The 11,854-nt window shown below is 65.7% G+C and carries 11 protein-coding genes and 1 tRNA gene; 8 read left to right on the top strand and 4 right to left on the bottom strand.

The genetic code is table 11. The features are described from left to right. The 3 genes from AOQ71_RS28775 to AOQ71_RS28785 form a co-directional block, all read right to left on the bottom strand. Positions 1 to 1,164 (bottom strand): sigma-54-dependent transcriptional regulator (locus tag AOQ71_RS28775; protein ID WP_245317205.1); only part of this gene is annotated, 1,164 nt, incomplete at its 3' end. After that, entirely contained in the window at positions 1,161 to 2,948 is a 1,788-nt protein-coding gene (locus AOQ71_RS28780; protein WP_057753758.1) for a sensor histidine kinase, read from the bottom strand. The genes AOQ71_RS28775 and AOQ71_RS28780, both read right to left, overlap by 4 nt. A gap of 242 nt (positions 2,949 to 3,190) precedes the next feature. After that, a tRNA-Pro gene (locus tag AOQ71_RS28785) sits at positions 3,191 to 3,267 on the bottom strand. Positions 3,268 to 3,335: 68 nt separating this feature from the next. Here AOQ71_RS28785 and AOQ71_RS28790 point away from each other — a divergent pair. The 6 genes from AOQ71_RS28790 to AOQ71_RS28815 all read left to right on the top strand — a co-directional run bounded on the left by AOQ71_RS28790 (position 3,336) and on the right by AOQ71_RS28815 (position 9,042). Further along, positions 3,336 to 4,325, top strand: coding sequence for an L-threonylcarbamoyladenylate synthase (locus AOQ71_RS28790; RefSeq protein ID WP_057753761.1), 990 nt, complete (start codon positions 3,336 to 3,338; stop codon positions 4,323 to 4,325). A gap of 23 nt (positions 4,326 to 4,348) precedes the next feature. Further along, positions 4,349 to 5,776, top strand: coding sequence for an FAD-binding oxidoreductase (locus tag AOQ71_RS28795; protein WP_057753905.1), 1,428 nt, complete (start codon positions 4,349 to 4,351; stop codon positions 5,774 to 5,776). A 2-nt stretch (positions 5,777 to 5,778) separates the two neighbouring features. Further along, positions 5,779 to 6,210, top strand: coding sequence for a GNAT family acetyltransferase (locus AOQ71_RS28800; RefSeq protein WP_057753764.1), 432 nt, complete (start codon positions 5,779 to 5,781; stop codon positions 6,208 to 6,210). Between the two features lie 9 nt (positions 6,211 to 6,219). Continuing rightward, on the top strand, positions 6,220 to 6,801 hold the full coding sequence (locus AOQ71_RS28805; RefSeq protein ID WP_057753767.1) for an NUDIX hydrolase: 582 nt from the start codon (positions 6,220 to 6,222) through the stop codon (positions 6,799 to 6,801). A gap of 82 nt (positions 6,802 to 6,883) precedes the next feature. Further along, on the top strand, positions 6,884 to 7,813 hold the full coding sequence (locus AOQ71_RS28810; protein ID WP_057753769.1) for a glycine/sarcosine/betaine reductase selenoprotein B family protein: 930 nt from the start codon (positions 6,884 to 6,886) through the stop codon (positions 7,811 to 7,813). Positions 7,814 to 7,848: 35 nt separating this feature from the next. Further along, a complete protein-coding gene (locus AOQ71_RS28815; protein WP_057753772.1) occupies positions 7,849 to 9,042 on the top strand; it encodes a CaiB/BaiF CoA transferase family protein in 1,194 nt (397 codons plus the stop codon). Positions 9,043 to 9,174: 132 nt separating this feature from the next. On the opposite strand, the gene AOQ71_RS28820 is transcribed toward AOQ71_RS28815, so the two are convergent. After that, positions 9,175 to 9,735, bottom strand: a complete 561-nt coding sequence (locus AOQ71_RS28820; protein ID WP_057753775.1) for a TetR family transcriptional regulator — start codon at positions 9,733 to 9,735, stop codon at positions 9,175 to 9,177. Between the two features lie 106 nt (positions 9,736 to 9,841). On the opposite strand from AOQ71_RS28820, the gene AOQ71_RS28825 reads away from it, so the two are divergent. Next, positions 9,842 to 10,261: a hypothetical protein gene (locus AOQ71_RS28825; protein WP_057753777.1), complete on the top strand. Its 420-nt coding sequence runs from the start codon at positions 9,842 to 9,844 to the stop codon at positions 10,259 to 10,261. Positions 10,262 to 10,442: 181 nt separating this feature from the next. Then, a complete protein-coding gene (locus AOQ71_RS28830; protein ID WP_057742559.1) occupies positions 10,443 to 11,774 on the top strand; it encodes an IS1182 family transposase in 1,332 nt (443 codons plus the stop codon). Positions 11,775 to 11,854: the final 80 nt, after the last annotated feature.

The raw sequence follows: 11,854 nt of genomic DNA on the forward strand, positions 1-11,854 counted from the left end.
CCGCCGCAGGATCTCGGCAACGCTGCGGCCGGTCGCCGCGAGTCCCAGCGCATAGCGCTCGGCGACGTTCTTCAGCTCGCGCACATTGCCGGGCCAGTCATGGGCGAGCAGCGCATCGAGATCGTCCGCCCGCAGCGGCGCCATGGTGCGGCCGGCGCCCTTGGCGGCCGCAGCGGCAAAATGCTCGAACAGCAGCAGGATGTCGTTGCCGCGCTCGCGCAGCGGCGGCAGGTGAATCTCCGCCGCGGCAAGGCGGAAATAGAGATCGGAGCGGAAACGTCCCTGACGGCTCTCGGAGGCAAGATCGCCCTTGGCCGCCGCGACGACGCGAACATCGACCGGCAGCAGCTTGTTGGAGCCGACCCGCTCGATGGTGCGCTCCTGGACCGCGCGCAGGATCTTGGCCTGGAACGGCAGCGGCATGCTCTCGATCTCGTCCAGCAACAGCGTGCCGCCATTGGCGTGCTCGAATTTCCCCACGCGGGCGCCACGCGCACCGGTGAAGGCCCCGGCCTCGTGGCCGAACAATTCGCTTTCGAACAGCTCGGCCGGAATCGCGGCGCAGTTCACGGCGACGAACGGCCGCTTCGCACGCGCTCCGAAATCGTGCAGGACCCGCGCCACCACCTCCTTGCCGGTGCCGGTCTCGCCGGTGATGATGACGTCGCGATCGTGACCGGCGAGCTCGAGCACGCTGGCCCGCACCGCTTCCATCGGCCGCGACAGGCCGATCAGGCGCGCATCGATCGCGCCGGGCGCGGCCAGCCGATCGGACAGCTGGCGGAGCTGCAATTTGAGTTGCCGCCGCTCGACCGCGCGCGTGATGACCGCCGACAGCAGCTCGGGATCGTGAGGCTTCTGCAGGAGATCGTAGGCGCCCTCGCGCATGGCGGCCACCGCCAGCGGCACGTCGCCATGCGCAGTCAGGAGCACCACGGGAATGTCGGGATCGACGCGGTGAATCTCGCGCATCAAGTCGAGCCCGGATCGCTGCGGCATGCGAAAATCGGTCAGGACGGCGTCGGGCGGAACGTCTTTCACCAAGCGCATGGCCTCGTCGGCGCCGGCGGCAGCGCGAACCGTGAAGCCGCCGAGCTCCAGCCATTGCCGCACCGAATTGCGGACGATGTCCTCGTCGTCGACGACGAGCACGCTGCCACTCATGCCTGCAATTCCCGATGTTGCGAGGCCGGCGCGACATCCAGCAGCGGAATGACGACCCTGAAAGTCGAACCCCTGCCCGGCACGCTGTCCACCAAGATGTCGCCCCCGAACTCCCTGACGATTCCGTACGAGATCGAAAGCCCGAGGCCAAGCCCTTCGCCAACCTCCTTGGTGGTGAAGAACGGATCGAACAGCAATTTGACGTGTTCGGCCGCGATGCCGGCCCCGGTGTCGGTGACCTCGATGACGGCGTTGGCGGCTTCGCTGCCGAGCGCCACCCTAAGCAAGCGCCGCTCGGACTCGCGCATCGCATCGATTGCATTCGACAACAGATTGACCACGACTTGCTCGAGCCGAATCGGATTGGCGAAGCTGTAAAGCGGCTCGGCGGGCGCGATGCGCACCACCTCGATATGCTCGTGTTCGATGCGGTATTGCAGCAGGCGGACCGCGTTGTCGATGACAGGCGCGAGCGCGACGGCGCTGCGCGAGCCGGTTTCCTTGCGCGCGAACATCCGTAAGTGGTCGATCAGCGCCATCATGCGCTCGGCGATCGACGACATCAGGTCGAGGTTCTCAGCCGCGCGATCGACTTCGTTGCGGCGGAGCAGGACGCGGCTGCTGGCGACATAGGTGATCAGCGCGGCCAGCGGTTGGTTGATCTCGTGCGCGACGCCGGCCAGTGCCTGACCGAGGCTGGCGAGCTTGGCGCTCTGGACCAGGCTCTCGAGGGTCCGGCGCAGCTCTTCCGTACGCTCGGCCACCCGACGCTCGAGAACGTCATGCGCCTCGAGCTTGGCCCTGACGACCTGACGCCGCTGATAGGCCACCAGCACCACCAGCAGCAAGGCGATGAGAGCGAACATTCCGGCGATCGCGACGGTCGCCGCATTGCGCCGTGCATCCACGACGTCGGAGAACAACAGCAGCTTCCAGCCCCGATCGAGCGGGCGGATCTGAAGCGCGTACTCCCCGAGCTCGGTATTGCCGCGGCCGCGCGCGTGACCGATCTCGATGCCCCGGCGGCTGCTCTTGGGCACGAAGATCGGCGCGGCGTCGATGGCCTGACCGAATTGCTGCGCGGCATTCAGCTCTGCGAGGCGTTCGGCGGGAACCGGCAGCAGCGGGCGATACTTCCAGTCCGCGCGGCTGGCGAGAAAGATCACGCCGTTCTCGTCTTCCATCGCCACGAGATCGCCCGCCCGCGCCCAATCGGCCTCGAGCGCAGAGAGATCGATCTTGACCACGGCGACGCCGAGGGTTTTGCCGCCCTCCGTGATCCGATGCGACAGGAAATAGCCGGGCTGTCCTGTCGTGGCACCAACGGCGTAATAATGACCTTCGCCGGAGCGCATGGCATCGACGAAATAGGGGCGGAACGCGTAATTATATCCGACGAAACTCGACTCCTGATCGAAATTGCTCGCCGCCAGCGCAACGCCGGTGCTGTCGAGCACATACAGCTCCGCGGATCGCGCACCCTGGTTGAGGGATTTGAGGTAGTGATTGGCGGCAGCGATCGCCGCTGCATCCTGTGGATCGCGGTAGAGCTCGCGAATTGGATCGGCGAGCGACAGCACCGCCGGCAGATAGCGATAACGCGCGACAGTCGCATCGAAAGTGCTGGCGATCAGCGCGAGCCGGTCATTGCCCTCCCGCTGCATCCGCGCAAAGCCGGCATCGAGCGCCAGCACGTAAGCCAGCCAGCCCGCCGCCGCGATCGCCGCGAGCGCAAATGCTGCGATCAGCGCGTGCCGCAGCGGGACTGGACGAGGAGGTTGCAATCGAGGCTCCGGATCGAGGCAATATCGCTAGGTACCACATCGCCCACGGCGTTGGCGGAACGTCCGGCCGGCCGCTCGGGCGACGCGACTTCGGCCCAGCCACGAGCCATGCCCGCGGAACAGGTCAGCCTGCGAAGGGCAAATCGGCCGTGGACCCGCCTTCAAAATCGTTGCAAAAAGGGCCCTGAAGGCGCTGGCGGCCGGTCCGCCAAGCCTTTGGAAAACGCCAACTTTTGGAAGAATGGTCGGAGTGGCAGGATTCGAACCTGCGACCCCTGCGTCCCGAACGCAGTGCTCTACCGGGCTGAGCCACACTCCGACAAGAGGCCGGCTTATAGCGTCGGGTTTGGCGCACCGCAAGCGGCCGATAAGAGGAATTTTGTCCCTGTGAAAACGGGTCTTGAAACGCTGATTTTGCCGGCCGGCGAGGCCGGTGCACAAGCTGCCGCCCGGACCCTCGCCGCCGGCGGGCTGGTCGCGTTTCCGACCGAGACGGTCTATGGGCTCGGCGCCGACGCCGCCAATGCCACAGCGGTCGCTCACATCTACAGCGCCAAGGGCCGGCCGGCGTTCAATCCGTTGATCGCCCATGTCCCCGACCTCGCGGCGGCACGGCGGATCGGCCGGTTCGATGCGCGCGCGATCAGGCTTGCGGAGGCGTTCTGGCCGGGACCGCTGACGCTGGTGGTGCCGAAGACCGAGCACTGCCCCGTGGCCGATCTGGCCACTGCCGGCCTCGACACCGTCGCGATCCGCATTCCCGCGCACCCCGTAGCGGAGGCGATCCTGCGCGCCTTTGGCGGGGCGGTGGTGGCACCGTCCGCAAATATCTCCGGCCACGTCTCGCCGACGCTGGCGGCCCATGTCGAGAGCGATCTTGCGGGACGGATCGACCTGATCATCGACGGCGGACCTGTTGCGGTCGGCGTCGAATCGACGATTGTTGGCTGCTTTGAGGCGCCGATGCTGCTCCGCCCCGGTGGACTCTCGCGCGAGAGAATCGAGGCCGTGCTCGGCGCGCCGCTGACGCGGCCGCCTGTCGAGGCCGACAGCGACGACAGCCAGCCGCTGGCGCCGGGCATGCTGGCCTCGCATTACGCGCCGCGCGCGACCGTGCGGCTGCGCGCGCGAGACGTTGCGCCCGGCGAGGCGCTGCTGGCATTTGGCCCTGCGCGCCTGCCCGGCCAGGAGGCCGCTGCCGCCATCATGAATTTGTCGTCCACCGCTGATCTCGATGAAGCCGCGGCCAATCTGTTCGGCTATCTTCGCAGCCTCGATGCGAAGGCACCCAAGGCGATTGCCGTGATGAAGATTCCGGAAGAAGGCCTGGGCGAAGCGATCAATGACCGGCTGCGGCGCGCGGCAGTTGCGCGCTAGAACGCGGAATGAAAGAAGACGAAATGAACATCAACCAATCCGCCACTCCACCGCTTGCGCCCGAGCTGATCGACCAATTTCGCAAGATCGTCGGCGATCGTCATGCCATCACCGATCCCAGTGATATCGAGGCCTACGTCACCGAGGAGCGCAACCTCTTCCACGGCCGCTCGCCGCTGGTGCTGCGCCCGGGCTCGACGGCGGAAGTGTCCGCGATCTGCAAGCTCGCCTCCGAGCACAGAATCGCGCTGGTGCCGCAGGGCGGCAATACCGGGCTGGTCGGCGGGCAGACGCCGCACAACGGCGAAGTCGTGGTGTCGCTGCGGCGGCTGGACAAGATCCGCGAGGTCGACACCGCATCCAACACGATGACATGTGAGGCCGGCGTGGTCTTGCAGATCGCGCAAGCGAAGGCCGCCGACGTCGACCGCCTGTTTCCGCTGTCGCTGGGCGCGGAAGGCAGCTGCACCATCGGCGGCAACCTCTCGACCAATGCCGGCGGCACCGCGGCGCTCGCCTATGGCGTCGCGCGCGAGATGGCGCTGGGGCTCGAGGTCGTGCTCGCCGACGGGCGCGTGCTCAACGTGCTGTCGAAGCTGAAGAAGGACAATACCGGCTACAATCTGCACAATCTCTTCATCGGCGCGGAAGGCACGCTCGGCATCATCACCGCGGCGACGCTCAAACTGTTTCCGAAGCCGCGGGCGATCGAGACCGCCTATGTCGGGCTGAAATCGCCGGCAGCCGCGCTCAAGCTTCTGACCATCGCGCAGAGCGAGGCCGCGAATGCGCTGACGAGCTTTGAGCTGCTGTCGGAGATGGCGGTCGATTTCTCGATCCGCCACGGCATCGACGTGCGCGATCCGCTTGCCGAGAAGCACCCCTGGTACGTGCTGATGGAGATGTCCACAGCCAGCGACGACGCCCGCACGCCGCTGGAGACGATTCTTGGCCGCGCCATGGAAGAGGAGATCGTCGACGACGCCGTGATCGCGGCCAACCTGACCCAACGCAACGCCTTCTGGAAACTGCGCGAGGAGATGTCGGCGGCACAAAAACCGGAGGGCGGCTCGATCAAGCACGACATCTCCGTTCCCGTCGCCGCGGTGCCTGATTTCATCGAGGAAGCCAATGCCGCGGTGATCAAGCTGATCCCCGGCGCGCGGCCGGTGCCGTTCGGCCATCTCGGCGATGGCAATCTGCATTACAATGTCAGCCAGCCCATCGGCGCCAACACCGCTGACTTTCTCGCGCGCTGGCATGAGATGAACGCCGTGGTGTTCGAGATCGTGCTGCGCATGGGCGGCTCGATCTCGGCCGAGCACGGCATCGGCGTGCTCAAGCGTGACGAGCTGCCCGAGGTGAAAGACAAGGCCGCGATCGAGCTGATGAGGTCGATCAAGGCGATGCTCGATCCGCTGGGCATCATGAATCCGGGGAAGGTTCTGTAGGAATGTCCGCTCTCAAGATCGATCCGATCGACGATACCGATGTCGAGCCGGTGGCGGCGCTGTGGCAGCGCTGCGGCCTGACGCGCCCCTGGAACGATCCGCATGCCGATATCGCGCTGGCACGGCGGCGCGAGAACTCGACGGTGCTCGTTGGCCGCGACGCCGGCGCGATCGTGGCGACCGTCATGGTTGGCCATGACGGCCATCGCGGCTGGGTCTATTACGTCGCGGTCGATCCTGACGCACGCAAGCGCGGCTATGGTCGCGCCATCATGACGGCGGCCGAGGACTGGCTGCGCGCGGCCGGCATCGCAAAGCTCCAGCTCCTGGTCCGCCGCGAGAATGCGCAGGCGAGTGCGTTCTACCAATCGCTGGCGTTCGAGGAATCGACGTCCATGATGTTCCAGAAGTGGCTCGACGGCCGCGAACACTGAAAGACAATCATGACCATTTCCGACCGCGTCCGCATCAAGGACGTCCGCGTACTCTCGGACGGCTGGACCACGCTGAAGAGCACCACGTTCGATTATCGTCGCGCCAACGGCGAGTGGCAGACACAGAAGCGCGAGACCTATGAGCGCGACAACGCCGCCGCCATCCTGCCGTATCATCGCGCCCAGCGCAGCGTGATCCTGGTGAAGCAGTTCCGCCTGCCGGCTTTCATTCGCGGCTATGATGATCTGCTGATCGAGGCCGCTGCCGGCGTGCTCGATAATGCCGAGCCCGAGGCCCGCATCCGTGCCGAGGCCGAGGAGGAGACCGGCTATCGCCTGCACCATGTGCACAAGGTGTTCGAAGCCTTCATGAGCCCTGGTGCCATCACCGAGAAGCTGCATTTCTTCGTCGCCGAGTACGAGCCGCATATGCGGGTCAGCGACGGCGGCGGCCTCGAGCATGAGGGCGAGGACATCGAGGTGCTGGAGCTCGGCATCGATGAGGCCCTGGCGATGATCGCGGACGGCAGGATCATCGACGGCAAGGCGATCATGCTGCTGCAATACGCGGCACTGCATATTTTTCGGTAGGTGCGCTATTCACCTCGCCCCGCTTGAGCAACCCGAAAACTACCTCTAGTCTGGCGCTAACCAAGAACCAGGAGACGCGCCCATGTCCGCTCCGCGCGACGATGAATTCGGCTTTGCGCCCGATTACGATTCCCCGATCCCCTATATGCAGCGCACGCGGGATTATTACAGCGCGATCGGCTACACCACGCCATATCGCTGGGCGCATTACACCGCGGCGCCGTTTCAGAAGCTGAAGAAGCCGCTGGCGCAGTCTCGCGTCACCATCATCACCACGGCGGCACCCTATGATCCCGGCAAGGGCGACCAGGGGCCCGGCGCGGCGTATAACGGCAGCGCGAAGTTTTACCAGGTCTATGACGGTGACACGTCGAAGCAGCACGACCTGCGCATCTCCCATATCGGCTACGACCGCAAGCACACCACGGCGACGGACAACGGAACCTGGTTTCCACTGCCGCAACTGTTGAAGGCGCAAGCCGCCGGCCGCATCGGCGAGGTCGCTCCGCGCTTTTTTGGCGCGCCGACCAATCGCAGCCATCGCGTCACGCTCGACACCGACGCGCCGGAGATCCTGGCGCGCTGCCTCGCTGATGCGGTCGACGTCGCGGTGCTGGTGCCGAACTGCCCGGTCTGCCACCAGACCACCGCGCTGGTGGCACGGCATCTCGAGGCCAATGGCATTGCGACCGTGATCATGGGCTGTGCCAAGGACATCATCGAGCACGCGGCCGTGCCGCGCTTTCTGTTCAGCGACTTCCCGCTCGGCAATTCCGCCGGCAAGCCGCATGACATCGCCTCGCAGGCACAGACGCTGGAGCTGGCGCTCGCGCTGCTGGAGACGGCGAGCGGGCCGCAGACCACGATGCAGTCGCCGCTGCGCTGGAGCGAGGACGCCTCCTGGAAGCTCGACTACAACAATGTCGCGCAGCTGTCGCCGGAGGAGCTGGCGCGCCGCCGCGCCGAATTCGACAAGCAGAAGGAGATCGCGCGCGGCAACCGCGCCGCCTGACGTCTTCCAATAACAATAACCGTCGGGAGAGAGACGTGACGCGACCGTTCGAGGGCGTGAAGATCCTGGATTTCACGCAAGTGCTGGCCGGGCCCTATGCGAGCTACCAGCTCGCGCTGCTGGGCGCCGACGTCATCAAGGTCGAGCGGCGCGAGGGCGAGGACATGCGCCGCACGCCGCTCTCCCGCGAATGGGCCGAGCGCGGACTGGCCCCTGCGTTCCAGGCCATCAACGGCAACAAGCGCAGCCTGACGCTCGACTTGCAAAAGCCTGACGCGATCGCGATCGTGAGGAAGCTTGCCGCGCAAGTCGATGTCGTCATGGAAAACTTCCGCCCTGGGGTGATGGACAAGCTCGGCATCGGCTACGAGGCGCTGTCGGCGATCAATCCAAAACTGATCTATTGCGCGGTGTCGGGCTTCGGCCAGACCGGCCCGGATCGTCTGCGGCCCGGCTATGACGGCAAGATGCAGGCGCTGTCGGGCATCATGGCGATCACCGGCCACCCCTCGACGGGCCCGACGCGCGCCGGCTTTGCGGTGTGCGACGTGCTCTCGGGCGCAACGGCCGCATTTGCCGTGTCGAGCGCGCTGTATCAACGCGACCGCACCGGCAAGGGCCAGCTCGTCGACGTCTCCATGCTGGAGGCGACGCTGGCGTTTCTTTCGGGGCAGATCGCGGACTGGTCGGTCGCCGGCCACCGCCAGCAGCTTTCCGGCAACCAGGCCGTCAGCCGTAAGACCACCGCGAACCTGTTCAAGGCGGGCGACGGCTACATCCTGCTCGCGGTCAACAATGAGAAGCAGTACCGCGCGCTGATGACCACGCTCGGCCGCGAGGATACGCTGAGCGATCCGCGCTTTGCCGACTGGTTTTCCCGCAACGAGAACGAGCCGGCACTGCGGGCCATCATCGAAGAGGCGCTGGCGGCAAAACCCGCGCGCGAATGGGAGACGATCCTCGAGGATGCCGGCGCACCCTGCGCCAGCATCTGGAAGACCGAGGAGGTGATCGACCACCCGCAGATCAGGGCGCGCGGCGCGATCCAGGAGCTGGACACGCCCTATGGCCGCCTGCGCTTTGCCGGCAGCGGCTTCAAGCTCGCCCATGGCGGCGGCAAACTCGATCGAATGGCGCCGGAGCTCGGCGCGGATACGGATGCGGTACTAAGCGAGCTCGGATTTGACGCGGCGGAGATCGCAGCGCTGAGGGCGCGGGAGATCGTGTAGAAGTCCGCTGCCGGTAGGGTGGGCAAAGGCGCCCTTGCGCCGTGCCCACGATCCCTCTCGGTCACGAAAACGCGTGGGCACGCTTGCGCTTTGCCCACCCTACTCATCGAGATCGACCGCACGCGCCCGCGGCTATATCGCCTTGGCCGCGACCTTGGCCGCGGCGAGGATCTCGCGCCTGGCGGCATCGTCCTTCACCGCGCGGGCCATGTCGGCTGCGCCGGTCAGGATCGCCAGCAGTGCCAGCGCGCGCTGCCGCGCATGCGTGCCCCGAAAACCCTGCGCAACGAGGTCCGCGAGACGCTCCAGCTCGCCCTGGTAGACAGCGCGCGTGGCCGCGTCCGCACGCGCGACGTCGGAGGAGAAGCTCGGCAGCGCGCAGGCTTCATCGAGACCGACCTCCATCCGCTCACCCAGATAGAAATCGATGAAAGGATCGCGCCAGCCGCTGCCATATTGCGCCTGAAACTGGGCGATGCCGCCGCGCAGGAAGGCGAGCCCGTCCGCGACCGCGAGCCGGAACGCATCCGCCTTGGACTCGAAATGGGCGTAGAACGCCCCCGACGTGAGGCCCGCGCCCTTTGCGAGCGCATCCACCCCGGCGCCGCCGAATCCACCGGTGCGGAAGCCGCGCCCGACCGCGTCCGCCAGCCGCGTGCGAGCGTCTCCATCGCTCTTCTTCGGTCGTGCCATCGCCGTCACCTCTCGATAGCGATCGTTATATTAGGCTTGACGATATAACGATCGTTATGTTTTATATAACGACCGTTATCTGACGGCTCAAAGGGAGACTTCTCACATGCCTATCCAGATCATCGTTCCCGAAGGCGCGCTGACGCCATCAGGGGAAGCCGAGGCATTCGGCAAGCTGACCGAGCTGCTGCTGCGCCTGCACGGCCTCACCGGCAACCGCTTCATGACGCCGAACGTCATCGGCGAGGTGACCGTGGTGCCGAAGCGGCGCACCTATTCCGGCGGCAAGCCCGCGGACATTGCCGTGTTCGAGCTCAAGGTGCCGTCCTTCGTGCTGCCGACGCAGGAGCTGAAGGACGCCTGGATCTCCGAGGGAACTACCATCATCGAGAAGGCGGCCGAGGGACGCATCAAGCGCGAGCATATTTTTGCAAATGTCAGCTACGCCGTGGACGGCGGCTGGGGCATCGGCGGCGAAGCCTTCAGCAACGCCGCGCTCGGATCGGCGGTCGCTGCGGCGGCTTGAAGCGAACAAGTACAAGTCTTGTAGGGTGGGTTAGCCGAAGGCGTAACCCACCATGCTTCCGCGCACGTCGAACGAAGTTGGTGGGTTACGCTGCGACTAACCCACCCTACGAGACTGTGAATCTTTTGTACCGCGTGTCGGGCGAATGTGATTCTCTAGGCAGACTGATCTGCTGGAGAGGATGATGGCTGACGAGGGACTTTTTGGCGAATTGCCGGATCAGTCGGCGCCACGAACCGAAGCGGTGCCGCGGGGTGCACCTCGGCTGCGCGAGCCCGTGCGCAATCAGGTCGAATTGCGGGCGGTCGATATCGACAGCCTGATCGGGCAGGATCATCTGGCCCGGGTGATCTGGGCTTATGTCGAGGGGCTCGACCTGAGCGAGCTGGAAGATCGGGTTAAGGCACGGGAAAACAGGCCGGGCCATCCGGCGCCATCACCCCGGCTGCTGCTGGCGCTTTGGCTGTACGCCACGAGCGATGGCGTTGGCAGCGCGCGGGCGTTGGATCGGCTCTGCGACAGTCACGACGTCTACCGCTGGCTCTGCGGCGGCGTGTCTTTGAACTATCACACACTGTCGGATTTCCGGGTCGGCTGCGCGGACCTGCTGGACCGTTTGCTGGTCGAACATCTGGTGGCTCTGAATGAGGCAGGGCTGATTGATCTGGAGAAGCTGACCCAGGACGGGGTGCGGATACGGGCGAATGCGGGGGCCGGCTCGTTCCGGCGGGAGGCAACGCTCGGCCGGCAGATGGCCCAAGCGAAGGCTGTGGTGGAAGAGCTCAAGCGCGAGGTCGATGCGGATCCGGAAGCCAGCAGCCGGCGTATCAGGGCGGCCAGAGAGCGCGCGGCACGCGAACGCAGTGAGCGGGTGCAGGCTGCGCAGAGGGCTTTGGACGAGATCAAGCGGAAGCGCAAGCAACTCGACGAAAAAGGCGGCAATGGCAAAAAGCCGAAGGAGCCCCGGGCCTCCACCACCGACCCGCAGGCAAGGGTGATGAAGATGGCAGATGCCGGCTTCCGCCCCGCCTACAATGTGCAGGTGGCCAGCGCGGCCGGCGAACTGATCGTGGTCACGGTCGACATCGACAACAACGGATCAGATCGCGGCTTGATGCGGCCGATGCTGGAGCGAACGCGCACTCGGCTGAAGCGCTTGCCGCGTCGCTACCTCGCCGATGGCGGGTTCTGCAGCGGCGAGGACATCGAATGGGCGCACGGTGAAGGCGTCGAGGTCTACTGTCCTCCGCCCAACTCCAGGAGCGGTGTCGATCCCTTTTTACCTCGGAGCAGCGACGGTCCTGGCGTCGCGGCCTGGCGGGCCCGCATGGCCAGCGAAGCCGGCAAGGCACAGTACAAAGCCCGCACGATCTGCGAATGCATCCATGCCCGGTGGCGGAACTGGGACCTCAGGCAATTGACCGTGCGCGGCATCGAGAAGGTCCGTGCCGTCGTGCTCTGGTACGCCCTCACCAACAACATCCTGCAAGGACACCAACTGGCAAAAGCATAGACAGCACAGCCATCCCCCGGCGGTTCGACATCGACGGCCCCCGACATCAGCGCGGGCGCTACCCACTCTTTAATATCGAA

Source organism: Bradyrhizobium manausense, assembly GCF_001440035.1.
GTDB classification, from domain to species: Bacteria; Pseudomonadota; Alphaproteobacteria; order Rhizobiales; family Xanthobacteraceae; genus Bradyrhizobium; species Bradyrhizobium manausense.

Bases quoted from the DNA above. Each gene is read 5' to 3' on its own strand.
- AOQ71_RS28795 (WP_057753905.1), top strand. From the start codon at position 4,349: ATGAACATCAACCAATCCGCCACTCCACCGCTTGCGCCCGAGCTGATC.
- AOQ71_RS28800 (WP_057753764.1), top strand. From the start codon at position 5,779: ATGTCCGCTCTCAAGATCGATCCGATCGACGATACCGATGTCGAGCCG.
- AOQ71_RS28805 (WP_057753767.1), top strand. From the start codon at position 6,220: ATGACCATTTCCGACCGCGTCCGCATCAAGGACGTCCGCGTACTCTCG.
- AOQ71_RS28810 (WP_057753769.1), top strand. From the start codon at position 6,884: ATGTCCGCTCCGCGCGACGATGAATTCGGCTTTGCGCCCGATTACGAT.
- AOQ71_RS28820 (WP_057753775.1), bottom strand. From the start codon at position 9,735: ATGGCACGACCGAAGAAGAGCGATGGAGACGCTCGCACGCGGCTGGCG.
- AOQ71_RS28825 (WP_057753777.1), top strand. From the start codon at position 9,842: ATGCCTATCCAGATCATCGTTCCCGAAGGCGCGCTGACGCCATCAGGG.
- AOQ71_RS28830 (WP_057742559.1), top strand. From the start codon at position 10,443: ATGATGGCTGACGAGGGACTTTTTGGCGAATTGCCGGATCAGTCGGCG.